This window comes from Streptomyces sp. NPDC107522 (assembly GCF_055657525.1).
Window position 1 is genome coordinate 180,583 of sequence record NZ_JBVKAU010000003.1, and the last position, 18,088, is coordinate 198,670.

General features: G+C 71.3%; 20 protein-coding genes and 1 pseudogene. 9 read left to right on the top strand and 12 right to left on the bottom strand.

The window, feature by feature from the left end; all coding sequences use genetic code 11:
- Positions 1-76 precede the first annotated feature (76 nt).
- The 3 genes and pseudogenes from sodN to ACZ7L6_RS10850 all read left to right on the top strand — a co-directional run bounded on the left by sodN (position 77) and on the right by ACZ7L6_RS10850 (position 2,786).
- On the top strand, positions 77-472 hold the full coding sequence (gene sodN, locus ACZ7L6_RS10840) for a superoxide dismutase, Ni (protein WP_020123534.1): 396 nt from the start codon (positions 77-79) through the stop codon (positions 470-472).
- A 281-nt stretch (positions 473-753) separates the two neighbouring features.
- Positions 754-1,049, top strand: a pseudogene (locus tag ACZ7L6_RS10845) (GNAT family N-acetyltransferase); the annotation flags it as partial.
- Positions 1,050-1,340: 291 nt separating this feature from the next.
- A complete protein-coding gene (locus ACZ7L6_RS10850) occupies positions 1,341-2,786 on the top strand; it encodes a glycosyltransferase family 39 protein (protein ID WP_471922151.1) in 1,446 nt (481 codons plus the stop codon).
- 54 nt (positions 2,787-2,840) lie between these two features.
- On the opposite strand, the gene ACZ7L6_RS10855 is transcribed toward ACZ7L6_RS10850, so the two are convergent.
- Positions 2,841-3,074, bottom strand: coding sequence for a hypothetical protein (locus ACZ7L6_RS10855; protein WP_471922154.1), 234 nt, complete (start codon positions 3,072-3,074; stop codon positions 2,841-2,843).
- Between the two features lie 15 nt (positions 3,075-3,089).
- Entirely contained in the window at positions 3,090-4,244 is a 1,155-nt protein-coding gene (locus ACZ7L6_RS10860) for an inorganic phosphate transporter (protein WP_471922157.1), read from the bottom strand.
- Positions 4,245-4,362: 118 nt separating this feature from the next.
- Between ACZ7L6_RS10860 and ACZ7L6_RS10865 the strand changes: the two genes are divergently transcribed.
- Positions 4,363-5,169: a VOC family protein gene (locus ACZ7L6_RS10865; RefSeq protein ID WP_471922160.1), complete on the top strand. Its 807-nt coding sequence runs from the start codon at positions 4,363-4,365 to the stop codon at positions 5,167-5,169.
- Here ACZ7L6_RS10865 and ACZ7L6_RS10870 read toward each other — a convergent pair.
- The 6 genes from ACZ7L6_RS10870 to ACZ7L6_RS10895 form a co-directional block, all read right to left on the bottom strand.
- A complete protein-coding gene (locus ACZ7L6_RS10870; protein WP_471922161.1) occupies positions 5,153-5,395 on the bottom strand; it encodes a hypothetical protein in 243 nt (80 codons plus the stop codon). The two genes, ACZ7L6_RS10865 and ACZ7L6_RS10870, sit on opposite strands and share 17 nt — an antisense overlap.
- Entirely contained in the window at positions 5,386-5,718 is a 333-nt protein-coding gene (locus ACZ7L6_RS10875) for a DUF952 domain-containing protein (protein WP_471922163.1), read from the bottom strand. The genes ACZ7L6_RS10870 and ACZ7L6_RS10875 overlap by 10 nt, the downstream gene beginning before the upstream one ends.
- Positions 5,719-5,742: 24 nt before the next feature.
- Positions 5,743-6,969, bottom strand: coding sequence for an RNA polymerase sigma factor (locus ACZ7L6_RS10880; RefSeq protein ID WP_471922165.1), 1,227 nt, complete (start codon positions 6,967-6,969; stop codon positions 5,743-5,745).
- A gap of 30 nt (positions 6,970-6,999) precedes the next feature.
- Positions 7,000-7,413, bottom strand: a complete 414-nt coding sequence (locus tag ACZ7L6_RS10885) for a YciI family protein (protein ID WP_471922166.1) — start codon at positions 7,411-7,413, stop codon at positions 7,000-7,002.
- Positions 7,414-7,522: 109 nt separating this feature from the next.
- Entirely contained in the window at positions 7,523-7,726 is a 204-nt protein-coding gene (locus tag ACZ7L6_RS10890) for a hypothetical protein (RefSeq protein ID WP_471922168.1), read from the bottom strand.
- 26 nt (positions 7,727-7,752) lie between these two features.
- A complete protein-coding gene (locus ACZ7L6_RS10895) occupies positions 7,753-8,337 on the bottom strand; it encodes a dihydrofolate reductase family protein (protein ID WP_471922170.1) in 585 nt (194 codons plus the stop codon).
- Positions 8,338-8,462: 125 nt separating this feature from the next.
- Here ACZ7L6_RS10895 and ACZ7L6_RS10900 point away from each other — a divergent pair, with 125 nt between their 5' ends.
- Entirely contained in the window at positions 8,463-9,053 is a 591-nt protein-coding gene (locus ACZ7L6_RS10900) for a TetR/AcrR family transcriptional regulator (RefSeq protein ID WP_471922171.1), read from the top strand.
- Positions 9,054-9,165: 112 nt separating this feature from the next.
- Here the strand turns inward: ACZ7L6_RS10900 and ACZ7L6_RS10905 are convergent, their stop codons facing one another.
- The 3 genes from ACZ7L6_RS10905 to ACZ7L6_RS10915 form a co-directional block, all read right to left on the bottom strand.
- Positions 9,166-9,774, bottom strand: coding sequence for a GNAT family N-acetyltransferase (locus tag ACZ7L6_RS10905; RefSeq protein ID WP_471922173.1), 609 nt, complete (start codon positions 9,772-9,774; stop codon positions 9,166-9,168).
- Positions 9,775-10,299: 525 nt separating this feature from the next.
- Entirely contained in the window at positions 10,300-11,385 is a 1,086-nt protein-coding gene (locus ACZ7L6_RS10910) for a family 2 encapsulin nanocompartment cargo protein polyprenyl transferase (protein WP_471922175.1), read from the bottom strand.
- Positions 11,386-11,498: 113 nt separating this feature from the next.
- A complete protein-coding gene (locus tag ACZ7L6_RS10915; RefSeq protein WP_471922177.1) occupies positions 11,499-12,905 on the bottom strand; it encodes a family 2B encapsulin nanocompartment shell protein in 1,407 nt (468 codons plus the stop codon).
- Between the two features lie 225 nt (positions 12,906-13,130).
- On the opposite strand from ACZ7L6_RS10915, the gene ACZ7L6_RS10920 reads away from it, so the two are divergent.
- Complete coding sequence (locus ACZ7L6_RS10920) at positions 13,131-13,721, top strand: N-acetylmuramoyl-L-alanine amidase (RefSeq protein WP_471922179.1); 591 nt, start codon at positions 13,131-13,133, stop codon at positions 13,719-13,721.
- 713 nt (positions 13,722-14,434) lie between these two features.
- Entirely contained in the window at positions 14,435-15,352 is a 918-nt protein-coding gene (locus ACZ7L6_RS10925) for a 1-aminocyclopropane-1-carboxylate deaminase/D-cysteine desulfhydrase (RefSeq protein WP_471922182.1), read from the top strand.
- A gap of 39 nt (positions 15,353-15,391) precedes the next feature.
- Here ACZ7L6_RS10925 and ACZ7L6_RS10930 read toward each other — a convergent pair whose 3' ends face one another.
- Entirely contained in the window at positions 15,392-16,987 is a 1,596-nt protein-coding gene (locus ACZ7L6_RS10930) for a Na+/H+ antiporter (protein ID WP_471922185.1), read from the bottom strand.
- 150 nt (positions 16,988-17,137) lie between these two features.
- Between ACZ7L6_RS10930 and ACZ7L6_RS10935 the strand changes: the two genes are divergently transcribed.
- Positions 17,138-17,398: a UBP-type zinc finger domain-containing protein gene (locus ACZ7L6_RS10935; RefSeq protein WP_433047438.1), complete on the top strand. Its 261-nt coding sequence runs from the start codon at positions 17,138-17,140 to the stop codon at positions 17,396-17,398.
- A gap of 270 nt (positions 17,399-17,668) precedes the next feature.
- On the top strand, positions 17,669-18,082 hold the full coding sequence (locus ACZ7L6_RS10940; RefSeq protein ID WP_004925829.1) for an ATP-binding protein: 414 nt from the start codon (positions 17,669-17,671) through the stop codon (positions 18,080-18,082).
- The last annotated feature ends 6 nt before the right edge of the window (positions 18,083-18,088 follow it).

An 18,088-nucleotide genomic window follows, 5' to 3' on the forward strand; every position in this document is an offset into this window, starting at 1 on the left:
GGGGGCACTCGCGAAAACCCGTCTTGCAGGGAGTAATGTCCCACCTGAGAAGACGATCACGAGGAAGGAATGCTCCATGCTTTCCCGCCTGTTTGCCCCCAAGGTCAAGGTCAGCGCACACTGCGACCTGCCCTGCGGTGTGTACGACCCGGCCCAGGCCCGCATCGAGGCGGAGTCGGTGAAGGCCGTCCAGGAGAAGATGGCCGCCAACGACGACCCGCACTTCCAGGCGCGTGCCACCGTCATCAAGGAGCAGCGTGCCGAGCTCGCCAAGCACCACGTCTCGGTGCTCTGGAGCGACTACTTCAAGCCCCCGCACTTCGAGAAGTACCCCGAGCTGCACCAGCTGGTCAACGACGCCCTGAAGGCCCTCTCGGCCGCCAAGGCGTCCACCGACCCGGCCACCGGTCAGAAGGCTCTGGACTACATCGCCCAGATCGACAAGATCTTCTGGGAGACCAAGAAGGCCTGATCCTCGATCACGCCGCTCGACCAGCGCTTCCTTGGATCGCCCTGGTCCCCTCTACCGCACCCGGCCCGCAGGCCGCCGTACACGGCGTCCCGACGGTCCGGGTGCGGTTTTCTTCGCCCGTCCAGGTCGCCGCGGAGCACGCTGCCTGGACCGCTATTTCCACCTGCTCGCCCTGATCAACGGCAGGCCGGCCCTGGAACCCCTGGCACCGGCGATCGGCTGGGCCGTCACGGCCCTGCGAGTCCCGTGGCGTCGTCGGGGCTCGTCGCCGCGGGCGACGAGCCGACGCGGCACGGTGGATCGAGGATCAGCGGCGAGGCCGGGAAGCGGGAGACCGCTTCGCATTCGCCGTGGTGGAACCTCAACTTCCTGACGGCCCCGGGCGGTTGGCAGGTCAAGCAGTCCTCAAAAACGTCACACCGGGCTCCACGTCCGCCGAGGTCGGCTACTGGACCGCCGCCCACGCGCGCGGCCGGGGAGTCGCACCCCGAGCGCTGGAAGCGTACTGTCCGGGCTCCTGCCGACGGCACCGCCCGACTGTCCCTTCGACGGCCATCTGCACATACGGCAGAAGTAACGAACGCGACCTACCGGACGGCTCGGCTGTCTCGAGGTTCCCTGCATCCCCGGTGATTGTGTTCACGCGGCGAAAGGTGGCTGTACATCGCCCCGTTCCCGTAGGTTCTGGCATGTCCACCCCCTCGCGTGACCTGCGAGGTGGGTGCCTCACGGGGGAAGTCGAGCACCGTTCGGATCCCGTCTCGGCCGCTCGGGCCGGGGCGTGCTTCGGCGTGCTCCGCGGCAGCGGGTCAGTGGCGGACCACTAAGGGGACCACATCACCCGGCGGCATCTCCCCCGCCGTACTGGATGTCGATTCCCCGGGAGAATCCCCTGCACCGCCGCCTGCCCCTGTGGCCGATCCCGATGCTGTGGACCCTGGCCCTCGGCCTGTGGGGGCTGTCCCGGCAGGACAGCGTGTGGCGGGACGAGGCCGCGACCTGGCAGGTGGCCCGGCGGTCCGTCGCCGACATCTGGCGCATGCTGGGGCACGTCGATGCCGTGCACGGGCTCTACTACCTGCTGATGCACGGGCTGTTCGAGTGGTTCGGGGCCAGTACCACCACCCTGCGACTGCCCTCCGTGCTGGCCATGGCCGTGGCGGCGGCCTGTGTCACGGTCATCGGCCGGCGACTGGCCGGAGGATGGGCGGGCCTGGCGGGAGGGCTGGCGTTCGGGCTGCTGCCGGCCGTGCAGTTCCATCTGCAGGAGGGGCGCCCGTACGCGCTGGTCGCGGCCGGGGCCGGGGTGTCCACGCTGTTGCTGGTGACGGTCCTTCAGGGCCGCGGCCGGGCGGTGCACTGGGCCGCGTACGGGGGCACGGTCGCGGTGTGCGGGCTGCTGAACTGGCTGTCGCTGCTCATCCTGCCCGCACATCTGGCGACCCTCCTCTGGACGCGGGCCGGGCGCGGGACCTGGACGCGCTGGGCGGTGGCCGCGACGGGCGCCGTCGCCGCCGTGCTGCCGTTGATCCTGTTCAGCCGGAGCCAGTCCGACCAGGTCTCCTGGATCCCGCCGCTGACCTGGCACATGCTGATCGGCCCGGCGATCCTGCTGGCGATCGGCGGCCTCGGGGCCCTGCTGGACCGGCCGCGCACGGGACGGCTGTCGGTCGCGGCCGTCGGGCTGCCGCTGCTGGCGGTGCCGCAGATCGGCCTCCTCGGCCTCTGCCTGGTCCGGCCGCTGTTCCTGGACCGGTACGTCCTGTTCAGCATGCTCGGTCTGGCCCTGCTGATCGGCACGGCGCTGAACACGGCCGTACGGGCGGCCGGGCCGCGGTTCCCGAGAGCGGCGCCCTGGCTCGTCCCGGTGACGGTCGCCGTGGCGGTGCTCGCGCTGTTGCCGCAGTCGCTGGCCAAGCGGTCTCCGGCCAGCCGGGTGGACGACGTCCTGGCCGTGTCGGCGGACGTGCGGCGGCTGAAGCAGACCGGCGACGCAGTGGTCTTCCTGCCGGCGGCCCGGCGCGACACCGCGCTGGTCTCCCCCGGTCGCTTCGCCGGCCTGCGGGACGTCGCGCTGGCCAGGAGCCCGGTGGCGTCGGGGACGTTGAAGGGCGAGGAGGCGGCTCCGGCCCGGATACGGTCCGCGATGCTGGCACAGCACCGGATACTGCTGGTCACCGACGCGCCCGACGTGGCCCGTCCGCTGTCGAACGAACGGGACAAGGTGAAGACCGCGGTGCTGAAGGAGTACTTCACGGTCGTGGCCGACGAGCAGGTCCGCGGGCGGCGGGTGACGGTGTACGAACGGCTCTGAGCGGTACGTGAAGGAGCCGGGCTCGACACTCGGCGGGCCGGGCCGCTTCAGCCGTCAGTGGAACTGCGGCACGATCAGATGGATCCCGTACGCCACCACCGCCGCACAGGCGAGGAAGCACAGCCCGGCCTGGGCGACGCCGAGGGTGGACGTGCCGCCGCCCTCTTCGCGTGCCCCTTCGTGGCGGGCCAGGCCCAGCACGCCGAGGGCGAAGACGGTGACCACGGCCACCGTGACGGCCAGGCTCACCGCGGCGACCTGGCCGAGTGCGGTCCAGTCGAGATGCATGCGAACTCCCCTTTCTCAGGCGGCCGTGCCGACCCGGGTCGGCTCCGCGTCGCGGATCGTGACCTCGTGGGTGTCGTTGACGTTGTGCGCGGACACCGGATTGCGGCGGGAGACGAACACGATGCCGGCGGCCACGGCGGCGCCCACCAGGGCGACCACGGCCGTACCGACGTTGCCGCCGTGCTTGACCACGCTCGCCGACACGCCGCCCACCAGCGCCGCGGCGGGCAGGGTGACCAGCCAGGCCACGACCATGCGGCCGGCCACGCCCCACCGGACCTCCGCCAGCCGGCGGCCCAGACCCGCGCCGAGGATGCTGCCGGAGGCGACCTGGGTGGTGGACAGGGCGAAGCCCAGGTGGGCCGAGGTGAGGATCACCGTCGTGGACGCCGTCTCGGCGGCGAAGCCCTGCGGGGACTGGATCTCCGTCAGGCCCTTGCCCATCGTGCGGATGATCCGCCAGCCGCCGAGGTAGGTGCCGAGACCGATGGCAAGGCCTGCCGAGGCGATCACCCAGAAGGGCGGGCCCGCGTCGTGGCCCAGCGCGCCCGCCGAGATCAGGGTCAGCGTGATGACGCCCATCGTCTTCTGCGCGTCGTTCGTGCCGTGGGCCAGCGAGACGAGCGAGGCGGAGGCGATCTGGCCGAGGCGGAAGCCCTTGGTGACGGACTGTTTGCGAGCGCGAGAAGTGAGCTTGTACGCCAGGTACGTGGCCAGCAGCGCGGCGACTCCCGCCACGACCGGCGAGGCCACCGCCGGGACCAGTACCTTCTCGGCAACCTTGTCGAAGTGCACGCCGTGGGACCCCGCACCGACCCAGACGGCCCCGATCAGCCCGCCGAACAGCGCGTGCGACGAACTGGACGGCAGCCCGACCAGCCAGGTGAGGAGATTCCACAGGATCGCCCCGACCAGGCCCGCGAAAATCATGCCCGGAGTGACGAGGGCGTCGTCCACGATGCCGCCGGAGATCGTCTTGGCGACCTCGGTGGACAGGAAGGCGCCGATGACGTTCAGGACGCCGCTGACGACGACGGCCGTTCTCGGTTTCAGCGCCCCGGTGGCGATGGAGGTGGCCATCGCGTTCGCCGTGTCGTGGAATCCGTTGGTGAAGTCGAAGGCGAGGGCCGTGATGACGACGACCGCCACCAGGAACGTGATGTGATCCATTCCCCAATGCAAACAAGGACAGGCCAATATCCGGGGAACTGACGGCAAAGCGTGTCCCAGGAGGAGGCGCGCGATTGGTAAGGGGCATGCGGAGCCGGCGTGGACCTACGATCACACCATGAGCATCCGCTGGACCTACGCCTTCGTCGACCGGCCCGCCGACCTCCTCGGCCGGGCCTGCGAGTTCTGGACGGCCGTCACGGACACCCGGCTGTCCGAAGTCCGCGGTGAGCGGGGCGAGTTCGTCACGCTGCTGCCGAGCGGCAGCGCCGACGCCTGCGTCAAGGCCCAGGGGGTCGACTCGGGTACCGGTGGCGCGCACCTCGACTTCGCCGTGGACGACGTACCGGACCTCGTGAAGTCGGCGCTTCGGCTGGGCGCGGGCATCGCCGCCGAGCACGACGGGTGGGCCGTACTGCGGTCGCCCGCCGGGCAGTTGTTCTGTGCCGTGCCGTGGCACGGGGAGGCGGTACGGCCGCCCGTGGTGCGCGGCAGCCGGCTCGACCAGGTCTGCGTCGACGTACCGCCCTCGCTGTACGACGTCGAAGTCGCCTTCTGGAGCGCCCTGTTGGACGGCTGGCAGTCGGCGCCCGGCTCCCGCCCCGAGTTCCACGTACTCAGGCCGCCGGCCGGGCTGCCGATCCGCATCCTGCTCCAGCGCCTCGGCGAGGAGCGGCCCGGCGAGGAGCGGCCCGGCGGGGAGCGGCCCGGCGAGGAGCGGCCCGGCGGGGAGGGGCACGCCTCCGCCCACCTGGACCTCGCCTGCGCGGACATCGAGGCGACTCGCGCCCGGCACGAGGAGCTGGGGGCGGCCTTCGTCGCCCAGGGCTCCCACTGGACGGTGATGCGCGACCCGGCGGGCGGCGTGTACTGCCTGACGGGGCGGGATCCGGAGACGGCCGGCCTGCCTAAGGCCGGTTCCTGACGAAGCAGAGAACGGAGCCGTCCTCCGCGGGCGTGGCGCTCGGGCACAGCGTCTGCCACGAGACCGAGGCCGACGACGAGGGCGTCGGACCGGCCTCCTCCCAGCCGTACCGCCGCGGCTCCGTCGAGTCCTGCAGCCACAGCGTCACCCCGCCCGCGACGCCCACGACGATCACCCACACCGCCACGACCCACCGCCATAACCGGCGCCGCCCGGTCACGCCCACGGCTCCACCTCGACCACCGCGTCCACCGGAATGGGCCCGTACACATGCGGGAATTCCTCGCCCCCGGGCTTCGGCGCCTCGTACTTCAGCGGTACGCCGAGCCGCGCGGGATCCACGACCAGCACCACCAGCTCGTCCGGGCCCTCGTAGGAGCCGTACAGGAAGGCAGCGACGGACGGGAGCTGGGCGCGGGTCGAGCAGTGGATGAAGCCCTCCTCCTGGAGGGTGCGGCCGCGCGTCGACATCTCGTACGCACCGCGCTCGCGGGCCGCCTCCCACAGGGAGCGCTCGGTGATGTGGAGGATGTACGTGTGTTCGGGCATGGGCCAACGCTACGGCAGCCCGGGCTACGGCCTCAGGCGTGCCGCCCGCGCGTGCAGATAGCGCTGTTCCGGCAGGCTCAGGGTCTTGGCGGCCGCGGACTCGTAGGCGGCGCGGGCCTCCTCCCGCGCGCCCGCCCGCTCCAGGAGGTGGCCGCGGACCGCGTCCAGGCGGTGCCCGGCCCCCAACTCGTCCTCCAGCGCGGCCAGTTCGGCCAGCCCCGCACGCGGGCCCCGGACCATGGCGACGGCGACCGCGCGGTTGAGGCGCTCGACGGGGCCGGGGACGAGGCGGACGAGGACGTCGTAGAGGCCGAGGATCTCCTGCCAGTCGGTCGCCTGCGCGGAGGGCGCCTCGTCGTGGACGGCGGCGATGGCGGCGCGCAGCTGGTACGGGCCGGCAGGTCCTTTCGCGAGCGCCCGGGTGACCAGGGCGACGCCCTCCTCGATCGCGGCCTTGTCCCAGCGGTCGCGGTCCTGTTCGTCGAGGGGCACGAGGTCCCCGTGCGGGCCGGTGCGCGCGTCGCGGCGGGCGTCGGTGAGCAGCATCAGGGCGAGGAGGCCGGCCACCTCACCGGAGTCGGGGAGGAGGCGGTGGACCTCGCGGGTCAGCCGGATCGCCTCCCCTGCGAGGTCCCGCCGCTGCAGGTTCGCGCCCGAGGTCGCCGTGTAGCCCTCGTTGAAGATCAGGTACAGGGTCTGCAGGACCGCGGGCAGACGGTCCTCCCAGTGGTCGGGGCGCCCGAAGCGCACACCGCGGACCTTCTGCTTGGCCCGGCTGATGCGCTGGGCCATCGTCGCCTCGGGGACCAGACAGGCGCGGGCGATCTCCGCCGTGGTCAGTCCGCCGACGGCGCGCAGGGTGAGGGCGATCTGGGCAGGCGGGGTCAGGTTCGGGTGGCAGCACAGGAAGAGGAGCGTGAGGGTGTCGTTCTCGCGGGGAGCGCGGTCCGCTCCTGGTGGCGGGGCCGTGAAGGCGTCCCGTGGCGTCAGCGCCGCGACCTTGTCCTCCCGGGCCCGCCGCGCCTCCTCCGCGCGCAGGGCGTCGGTGAGCCGGCGTGCGGCGACCTTGATCAGCCAGCCGCGCGGGTTGTCCGGGACGCCGGTCCGCGGCCACTGCTCGGCCCCGGCGAGCAGCGCCTCCTGTACGGCGTCCTCGGCGGTGTCGAATTGGCCGTACCGTCTGACCAGCGCGCCGAGGACCTGCGGCGCGTGGCGGCGCAGCAGGTCCTCGGTGTCGGGTGTGGCGCTCATGGCCGGCTCGGCTGTCCGCCGGGGTACGGCTCAGATGTCACCGGCGCCGTCCAGGATGGGCCGGATCACCACCGGGTACACGGGCGTCCCGGGGGGCTGGGGGCAGCGGGCGACGCGCTCGGCGATCTCGGTGACCCGCTCCAGGCTCGCGCAGTCCAGCACCCAGTAGCCGGCCAGCAGCTCCTTCGTCTCGCCGTACGGCCCGTCGGTGATCACCGCCTTGCCGTCCTCGCCCAGCGTGACGTGCCGGACCTTCGCGGGCTCGGCCAGGCCCTGCCCGTCGATCATCTCGCCGGTCTCGGCGAGATCGTCGTTGATGGACTGCATGTAGGAGTACATCGCCTGGATGTCCTCCTGGCTCCACGCCGCGGAGTGCTCGGACGCCTTGCCGCGCATCGCCTCGTAGTCCGCCTGCGTGCCCTGCACCATGACCAGGTACTTCATCAGTCCGCTCCTTCGGTTTCCGTCGGCTCGGGCCACCCGCCGCTCTTTTCGGTCGGTGGGCGGCTCTCACAGGGGACGTCGGAGCCGGGCCGGGATTCTCGACACGGGTTCAGGGATTTTTGGTGGTCGGTACGTCGGGCTCCTCGCGCTTCTCTTCGTGCTCGGCGCCTTCCTCGGCGTACGCCTCGCACTTCGGGTTGCGACAGGGGCCGGCCACCCACACCGGGACCCACGCGCCGAGCGTCTTGTGACGCTTGACGACCGTCTCCACGGGCTGTCCGCACTCGGGACAGGCGTGCTCTTCGCTGGCCATGTCCTCAGGGTAGGGCGGGTGGGGCGTCAGCGCTTCCTGCTGTACGTACGAACGACGGCGCCGTTGCCGAAGCTGTGCACCGACTCCAGGGTGAAGTCGGTGACGGCGAAGCCGGAGCCGAACATCGGCATGCCCGTGCCGTACACGGTCGGGTACGTCTTGATGACGAGTTCGTCGATCTCGTCGAGCAATTGCCCCGCGATCTGCGAGCCTCCGCACAGGTAGATGCCGAAGCCGCTGTCCTCCGCCTTGAGTTCGCGCACCTTGGCCACCAGGTCGTCGCCGATGATCTCGACCTTCGGGTCGGGCGACTCCTTCAGGGTGCGTGAGGCGACGTACTCGCGCAGATGGGCGTACGGCCTGGTGATGCCGTCCTTCAGGGCCTCGTTGTAGCTGCCCCGGCCCTGGATGATCGTGTCGAACCGCTTGTTGCCCAGATCGTCGATGCCCAGGGCCTGGCGGACGTGGGTCGGCAGGGTCTCCGGATACTCGCTCGTCACGAACTCGACGAACTCCTCGTCGGCGAAGCGAACCATGTTCGATCCGTCGCCGCCCGGGTCTCCGATGAACCCGTCGATCGAACAGGCGATGTAGTACGTGAGCTTTCGCAAACCGGTCTCTTTTCGTAAGGTGACGAACAACCACTTCGGCTGTAGTGCTTCAGTTGTAGTACTTCGCTTGTAGTGGTCGCAAGGGTATTTCCGGAGACGGATGAAAGTGAGAGAGGGGATTCCGCATGGCGGGCAATCCGGAGCGCAGGGCCGCGCTCGTCGACGCGGGCGTCGAGGTGCTCGCCCGCGAGGGGGCGCGCGGGCTGACGTTCCGCGCGGTGGACGCCGAGGCCGGGGTGCCGGTCGGCACGGCCTCCAACTACTTCACCGGGCGCGACGACCTGTTCCGGCAGATCGACGCCCGGCTGCACGTGCGGCTCGCACCCGATCCGGAGGTGATGGCCGGGTTGCTGGCGCGGCCGAAGAACCGCTCCGTGGTCACCGCCTTCATGCACGACCTGATGGCCCGCGCGACCCGTGACCGAACGGGTTATCTGGCCCTGCTGGAGATGCGCCTGGAGGCCGGCCGGCGCCCCGAACTGCGCTCCTCCTTCACCAAGTCGGTGCGCGGCGACCTGGAGGAGGCCATGGAGTTCCACCGGAACGCCGGGCTGCCCGGCGGCGACGAGGTCGTCGTCGTGCTCTATCTCGCCATGCTGGGGCTGCTCCTGGAGCACCTGACGCTGCCGGAGGTGCTGGACGGGGTGCTGCCAGGGGTCGGCGTGCCGGACGGGCTGGTCGAGCGGATCGCGGGCACGATCGTGCCGGAGGAGTAGGTCGGCGGTTGCGCCGGAGCACGAGTGCGCCTGAGCGGTAGGTCGGCGATTGCACCTGAGGAGCAGGCCGGCGATTGCGGCTGAGGAGCAGACCGGGGTGGCCGGGTGCGGCTCAGCCGCGCGGCTCGCGCCACATCGGCCACATCCGGGGGCCGTCCGGGAGGTCGAGGGGGCGGCCCTTGAGCTCGAATCCGAGGCGCTCGTACAGCTTCCGGCTGCGGGCGTTGCTGGCCTCCAGATAGGCGGGCAGGCCGTCCTGGTCGCAGCGGTCGAGGACCGAGGTGATGAGCGCGGCGCCGAGGCCCTGGCCCTGGTGCTGGGGGGCGACGCCGATCATCCACAGGTACTCGTGAGCGCGGCCGGTGGGGTGGATGGCGGCCGTCAGCCGAGCGATCTGCTCCACGCGCTCGTTGTCCGGATCGATCTCGGCGCGCAGCCGGGCGGGGCCTTCGTCGTCGGCGTGTTCGGGGTCGAGCCCGTGGTCCTGGGCGGGGATGGACAGCCACAGGGCGCAGGCCGTGCCGGCCTCGGTGACGTCGATGCGGCCGTCGGCGAGCACGATGTCGGTGAAGGCGGCCATGAGCCGGGGATGCGTGGTACGGCGGTGCTCCTCACCGGGGAACACCCAGCCGCTGACCGGGTCGTCCTGGAACGCCGCGTCCAGCAGCCCGATCACCAGATCCCGGTCGCCCTCGCCCGCCGTCCGGATCGCCACACCCATGTGTCTCCGCCCCTTCGTGTCAACCGGCCTTGATCGTAGGGGGATTGGGGCGTGCGTGGGGCGTGCGCGCCTCCCACGGAACCAGTTTGTCGAGATCCGACCGGTGCGCGGGCCGGTACACAGGGACGGGCCCCGCACACCGTGGGGATGTGCGGGACCCGCCGGTCCGGAGCCCTCACCGGCCGTACGGGGTCAGGAACCGTACGGCCCCGTGGCTCCGGGGTCTGGACACCCGCCGGCCGCGGGGACCTCGGCCGTGCGGCCACCGGCTGTCGTGGCCTTGAGTTGTACGGCCGTCGGCTCCGACGGCCCCAAACCATCGAACCGTCGGCCGCCGCAAGCTTGGGCCGTGCTGCCGTCGGCTGCACTCCTTGAGTTGTACGGCCGTCGGCTGCGGCGGCCTCAAGTATCGAACCGTCGGCCGCCGTGAGCTTGGGCCGTGCTGCCGTCGGCTGCCGTGGCGTTGGGTCGGGCTGCCACCGGCTGCCGCGGCCTTGCGCGGTGTCGCCGTCACTGTCGTGGTCCTCAGTTGGTGCGTCGCGTCACGAACTCCGCCAGGGCCAGGAGTCCGCCTGCCTCCTCCGGGTCGGGGACCGCGCGGGCCAGTTCCTGCATGGCGCGGGCCATCCGGTCGGCGGCCTGAGCCTGCGCCCAGTCGCGTCCTCCTGCCCGCTCGACGGCGAGCGCGGTGCGCGCCACGCTCTCCTCGTCCTCCTTGTCGTACGGCACTTCGTACAGCGCGGCCAGTTCCGCCGCCGCCGGACCGCCGGAGGCCAGCGCGGCGACGACCGGAAGGGACTTCTTGCGGGCGGCGAGGTCCGCGCCGGCCGGTTTGCCGGTGTGGCTCGGGTCGCCCCATATGCCGATCACGTCGTCGATGAGCTGGAAGGCGAGCCCGGCCTCCCGGCCGAACGCGTCCAGCGCCGTCACGTCCTCGTCGGCCGCGCCCGCGTACAGCGCGCCGAGGGCGCAGGCGCACCCCAGCAGCGCCCCCGTCTTGGCCTCGGCCATGGCGAGCACCTCGTCGAGGCCGACGTCGCCGGGGCCCCGCTTCTCCATCGCCGTGTCGGCATGCTGCCCGGCGCACAGCTCGACGACACACGCCGCGAGCCGGGCGGCGGCCGCCGCGGACGCCGGGTGCGTGTCCTCGGCGAGCAACTGCAGGGCCAGCGCCTGGAGGGCGTCCCCGGCGAGGATCGCGTCGGCGTCGCCGAACACGGTCCAGGCGGTGGGCCGGTGCCGGCGCGTGGTGTCCCGGTCCATCACGTCGTCGTGCAACAGCGTGAAGTTGTGCACCAGTTCCACCGCCACGGCCGCCGGTACGGCCGCCGCCCGCGCCCCCGGCCCGCCGAGCGCGGCGGCCGCGGTGAGGACGAGGGCCGGACGGATCGCCTTGCCCGAGTTGCCCGCCGCCGGGGTGCCGTCCGCGTGCTCCCAGCCGAAGTGGTAGCGCACGATCCGGCGCATGGAGCCCGGCAACGAGTCGACGGCGGCGCGCAGTTCGGGGTCGACCGAAGCCCGGGCACGCTCCAGGATCACCATCGCTTCGGGGCCGTCGAGCGCGCCGGTCACGGTGGAGGGCCGCGTCGTCCCCGTCGTCAACTCGGCCATGGCATCCCCCTCGGAGGGTCCGCGGACGGTGGCGCTTCCGCTGCGGCTGGGCGCATACGACCGGGATGTACCCGCCCCGACGGCCGGAGACACGGCGCCCAGGTGCGGAAACGTCACCCCCAGCGCCCGATTTCGACGTTCTCCAGCACACCGAGGGCGTCCGGCACCAGGACCGCGGCCGAGTAGTAGGCCGTCACCAGGTACTTGATGATGGCCTGTTCGTTGATGCCCATGAACCGGCAGGACAGGCCGGCCTCGATCTCGTCCGGGATGCCGGTGGCCCGCAGGCCGATGACGCCCTGGTCCTCCTCGCCGGTACGCATGGCGATGATCGAGGACGTACGCGCCTCGGTGACCGGGATCTTGTTGCACGGGAAGATCGGCACACCGCGCCAGGTGGGGATGCGGTTGCCGCCGAAGTCGATGGTCTCGGGGACCAGTCCGCGCTGGTTGAGCTCACGGCCGAAGGCGGCGATCGCGCGCGGGTGGGCCAGGAAGAGCTTGGTGCCGCGGCGCCGGCAGAGCAGTTCGTCCATGTCGTCCGGGCTCGGCACGCCGTTGTGCGGCTGGATCCGCTGGTCGTACTCGCAGTTGTGGAGCAGACCGAAGTCGCGGTTGTTGATGAGCTCGTGCTCCTGGCGCTCCTTCAGCGCCTCGACCGTCAGCCTGAGCTGCTGCTCGGTCTGGTTCATCGGCTGGTTGTAGAGGTCGGCCACGCGCGTGTGGATGCGCAGGACGGTCTGGGCGACGCTCAGTTCGTACTCACGGGGCCTGGCCTCGTAGTCGACGAAGGTGTGCGGGATGTCCGGCTCGCCGGTGTGGCCGGCGGCGAGGTCGATCTCCTTCTCGCCGTACTTGTTGGTGCGCTGTTCGGGGATCGAGCGACGCTGCTCGAGGTGCTCGCGCAGGCCGTCGGAGCGTTCGGCGACCTGGTCGAGGTCCTGACGGGAGAGGACGAGCACCGTGCAGGCGGTGAGCGCGCGGGCGGTGTACTCCCAGATGGGCTCGCCGTCGAGCAGCGCGTGATCGCCGAAGTAGGCACCGTCGGCGAGGACTCCGAGGACCGCGTCGTCGCCGTACGGGCCCGTGCCGATCTTCTCGACCTTGCCGTGTGCGAGCAGGTAGACCTTGTCGGCCGGGCTGCCGAACGAGGCGATCACCTCACCGGCGGCCACCTCTCGCTGCTCACAGCGCCGGGCGAGTTCCGAGAGCACCTCTTCGTTGTCGTACGAGCGCAGCGCCGGCAGTTCGGCCAGTTCGGCGGGGACGACCTCGACACTGTCGCCGGTCTTCACGAATGTCACACGGCCGTCGCCGACGGCGTACGTCAGCCGTCGGTTCACCCGGTAGGTGCCGCCCTGGATGTCCACCCATGGCAGCATGCGCAGCAGCCAGCGGGAGCTGATCTCCTGCATCTGGGGTACGGACTTGGTCGTGGTGGCCAGGTTCCGCGCGGCCGCAGTGCCGAGGCTCTGCTGCGGCTTGACCTGCTCCGTGCGGACCTCTTCGCCTACCGACATAAGGAATTGCCCTCCCGGTCATGCCCCGGCGCCCATCTGGCACCGCGCATCGCGATCTGCATGACAGAGCCTTCCATCACGGTGTGTGTCTGTGCTATTACCCGAAAGAGCGGGAATGGATCACGGACTGCTGGGCAATCAGAGGTCCCTTGTCCACTCGCACGGTTCTGTCGCACCGCCTTGTTCGCACGTGTCCTGTCCGACCTGTCCGACGAAGGAGGCGGCATGGCCACACCCATGTCCGCGAGCAGGTTTCTGGAGAGACTGCGTACGGAGGGCGCCACGGTCGTCGAAGTCGGCGACTGGGAGCACCACAACCGCAACCACGTGGGGCCGTGGGGCCCCGTCCATGGCGTGATGATCCATCACACCGTGACCGAGGGCAGCGAGCACACGGTCGAACTCTGCCGCAACGGCTACGCCGGGCTGCCGGGTCCGCTGTGCCACGGCGTCATCACGAAGGACGGCAGGGTCCATCTCGTCGGCTACGGCCGCGCCAACCATGCCGGCCTGGGCGACGACGACGTCCTGCGCGCCGTCATCGCGGAGGACCCCCTGCCACCCGACAACGAGGCCAACACCGACGGCAACCGCCACTTCTACGGCTTCGAGTGCGAGAACCTCGGTGACGGCCGGGATCCGTGGCCGGAGCCCCAACTGGAGGCGATCGAACGGGTCTCCGCGGCGATCTGCCGCCATCACGGCTGGACGGAGCGGTCGGTGATCGGGCACCTGGAGTGGCAGCCGGGGAAGGTGGATCCGCGGGGGTTCACGATGGCGTGGATGCGGGGGCGGATACGGGAGCGGTTGCAGTAGGGCGGATGCCGTGCGGCGGCCTCCGGGGGTTCGGCGGGGATGCCTGCGGCGGCCTCCGGCGGTTCGGCGGGGATGCCTGCGGCGGCCTGTGCGGGTGGGGTGGGGGTGCGCGTAGCGCCTACGGGTCGGTGGGTGGGTCGGGGCCGTGCCGGGGGGTGTCCGTCCTCGGACCGGCGGTTGCCCTTATGCCAGGAGGTACTGCGTGTTGACGCCGGCCACTGCGGGCGGACACCCCCGACACGTCCCCTTCCCGCCGTACGCGACTGCAGGCCCGCGGGGGTACGCGCCATCCCTGCGCGGCTGCAGCCGCCTGCGTAGCCGCGGAGTCGTCAGCCCGACCCAGCCGCGGGCCACCACAGCCTGCGCAACCGTAGGCCGCAACAGCCTGAGCAGCCGTGGGCCGCCACAGCCTGCGTAGCTGCGGGCCGCCGCGTCTACCCAGCCGCGGGCAGCCACAACCTGCGCAGCTACGGCCGCCACGCCTACCCCGCCGCGGCAGCCACAGCCCGCGCAGCTACGGCCGCCATGCCGACGTAGCTGCGGGCAGTCGTGCCGCTGGGGCGGCTCCCGACCCACAGAGGCGGCACCCCGCCAGCGCGGGCGAGCGCACCCGCCCCCGCCCAGCCCCCACGCCGGGCAAGCCGCCAGCAGGCGGCCACCTGGTGGCACCGTCCAGCCGACGCAGCCACCCCGCCTCGGGCGACAATGCCCACGTGACCAGCCCCGACGCCGTGCCCGATCTCACCGATCTCCGCCCCCGGCTCCCCTCCCCGCTGCAGGAGCTCGCGGACGAGCGGTTCGAGCGGCGTGGTGTGCGGCTGCTGCTCAAGCGCGACGACCTGATCCACCCGGAACTGATCGGCAACAAGTGGCGCAAGCTCGCCCCGAACCTCGCGGCCGCGGCCGGCCGTACGGTCGTCACCTTCGGCGGCGCCTACTCCAACCACCTGCGCGCCACCGCCGCCGCGGGCCGCCTCCTCGGTCTGCCCACGGTCGGCGTGGTACGCGGCCAGGAGCTGGCCGAGCGGCCCCTCAATCCGTCGCTGGCGCGGTGCGTGGCCGACGGTATGCGGCTGCACTTCGTCGACAGGTCGACGTACCGGAGCAAGGCAGAGCCGGAAACACTGGCGGGCATCTTGCGTGCGGCGGGTGCGGAGGGGGCGTATGTCGTCCCGGAAGGCGGCAGCAACGTCCTCGCCGTACGGGGATGCCGTGCGCTCGGCGAGGAGTTGCGGGGGCTGGCCGAGGTCGTTGCGGTCGCTTGTGGGACGGGCGGGACTTTGGCGGGGCTCGCCGCCGGGATCGGTCCCGGTCAGCAGGCCCTGGGCATACCTGTCCTCAAGGGTGGCTTCCTGGCCGACGACGTACGGGCACTCCAGGTGGACGCCTTCGGTGGGCCGCGGGGTGACTGGCGGTTGGACGAGCGGTTCCACTTCGGGGGGTACGGCCGTACGACTCCTGAACTTCATGCGTTCGCCGATGACTTCGAGGGGCGGCACGGGGTGCCCGTCGAGCGTCTCTATGTCGCCAAGTTGCTGTATGGGCTTGTCGCCCTGGCCGAGGAGGGCGTCCTTCCGCGCGGGGGCACGGTGGCAGCCGTCGTGACCGGGGCTCCTTTCGGCGACGAGTGAGCGCGCGGCGGGTGGTCGACGGCCCGTTGTACGGCGACCTCACCCGGCCTCCCTGTATGCCGCCGCCTCCTCCAGGTCCAGCCGTCGCAGCAGCGTCCGCAGCATCTCGTCGTCGATGTAGCGACCGTCCCGCAGCTTCACGAACACCGCGCGCTCGGCGCCGATCACCTCGCGGGACAGGCGCCGGTAGGTGTCGTCGACGGATTCGCCGGTGACGGGGTTGGCCTGGCCCAGGCGTTCCCAGACGGAGTTGCGGCGGCGTTCCAGGACCGCTCGCAGGCGGTCGGCCAGGGGCTCGGGGAGGGCGTTGCGTTCGTCGGAGAGGAGGTCATCCAGGCGTTGTTCGGCGACCCGGGAGGCCTGTGCCTGGGCGTTCGCCTCCGCCAGTGTCTCGGCCTGCGGGTCCCGGCCGGGGAGCTGCAGCAGGCGGATCAGCGGCGGCAGCGTCACGCCCTGGACGACGAGCGTGCCGATGACCGTCGTGAAGGTCAGGAAGAGGATGAGGTTGCGCTCGGGGAACGCCTCGCCGCCGTGCACCGTGAGCGGGATCGAGAAGGCGATCGCCAGCGAGACGACTCCTCTCATCCCGGCCCAGGAGATGATGAAGGGCCCCTTCCAGGTCGGGTTGTCCTCGCGTTCCCGGATCCGCGCCGACATCATCCGCGGCAGGAACGTCGCCGGATACACCCACACGAACCGCGACACGACGACCACGACGAAGACGGCGAGCGCGTACCAGGCGGCGCGGCCACCCTCGTACTCGCCAAGGCCTTTGAGTACGACGGGCAGTTGCAGTCCGATCAGCGCGAAGACCGCCGACTCCAGCACGAACGTGACCATCTTCCACACCGCCTCCTCCTGGAGCCGGGTGGCGAAGTCGACCTCCCACGCGCGGTGTCCCAGGAACAACGCGACGACCACGACGGCCAGCACTCCGGAGGCGTGCACCTGCTCTGCGGCGGCGTAGGCGACGAACGGGATCAGCAGGGAGAGCGTGTTCTGCAGCAGCGCCTCCTTGAGGTGCGTGCGCAGCCAGTGGATCGGCACCATCAGGACCAGCCCCACGCCGATGCCGCCGACCGCGGCGAGCAGGAACTCGCCGATGCCGCCCGCCCAGGTGGCGCCCTCACCGACGGAGGCCGCGAGGGCGACCCGGTAGGCGGTGATCGCGGTGGCGTCGTTCACCAGGGACTCGCCCTGCAGGATCGTGGTGATCCGGGACGGCAGCCCGACCCGGCGCGCGACCGCGGTGGCCGCGACCGCGTCCGGCGGCGCCACCACCGCCCCCAGCACCAGCGCGGCGGTCAGCGGCAGGCCCGGGACGACCATGTACGCGACCCAGCCGACGGCGAAGGTCGCGAAGAGGACGTAGCCGACGGACAGCAGCATCACGGGGCGCAGCTGAGCCCGCAGATCGAGATACGAGCTCTCCGTCGCCGCGCTGTGCAGCAGCGGAGGCAGCACCAGCGGCAGGACGATGTGCGGGTCGAGCGTGTACTCGGGCACACCCGGTACGTACGACACCGCGAGCCCGGCCGCGACGAGCAGCAGCGGCGCCGGCACCGGCGTCCGCCGCGCTGCCGCGGCCACGGCGGCACTCCCCGCCACCAGCAACAGAAGCGGCATCACGTCCATACGTCTCGCCCACCCATCCCCACTCGCCCGAGTCCGCGCCGCCCGGCCGGCGACCCGTTCATGGTCTTCGCCCGTCGTCGATCATCGTCGTCGTGGCCCGCCCTCGATTTTCCGCGCGGCCCTGCGCGCGGCCGTCGTAACCTGGCAATCATGAAACAGTGCACGCACGCCGACGCGCTGCCGCACCCGGAACCCGGTCCGCTCAGCGACACGTGTCCGGAGTGCCTGGCGGACGGAGCGCATCCGGTGCAGCTGCGGTTGTGCCTCACCTGCGGTCATGTCGGCTGCTGCGACTCCTCGCCGGGACGGCACGCCACGGAGCACCACAAACAGTCCGGGCATCCGATCATGCGGACGTTCGAGCCCGGCGAGCGCTGGCGCTGGTGCTTCGTGGACCACGTACTGGTGTGACGCGGACGTACGCTGGACGACTGGGGATCCGGACGGTTCGACCGTCTGACGCCTGGGTACGTCAAACCGGCGCGCGCTCTTCCCAATTGGGCCCGCAGACCCCCTAGCCACGGAGCGTATCCGTGTGTTTACTATGAGTGACAGCAAGGGGTTGGGGTCCTGGGGACAGGAAAGTTCAGAGCGCGATAGCGTCACCGCTGAACCACACATCGCGTTACCCCGGGGGGCGACCCTCGGCCCCGAGAAGCTTGTACCACCTTGGAGGTGAGGGTGTCCCAGATCGCAGGCGAGCCCGCGACCCAGGACTTCGTGGAAGTCCGGCTGCCGGCTGCGGGTGCCTACCTGTCGGTGCTGCGTACGGCGACTGCCGGCCTCGCCGCCCGTTTGGACTTCACCCTCGACGAGATCGAGGACCTTCGCATCGCGGTCGACGAGGCCTGCGCGATCCTGCTCCAGCAGGCCGTGCCCGGCTCGGTGCTCAGCTGTGTCTTCCGGCTCGTCGACGACTCGCTCGAGGTCACCGTCTCGGCCCCGACCACGGACGGCCACGCCCCCTCCAGGGACACCTTCGCCTGGACCGTCCTGTCCGCCCTCGCGGGCAAGGTCTCCTCGGCCGTGGACGAGGACAAAACCGTTTCGATCAGCCTCTACAAACAGCGCGGCGCGGGACCCGGGCCGGCGTGAGGAACG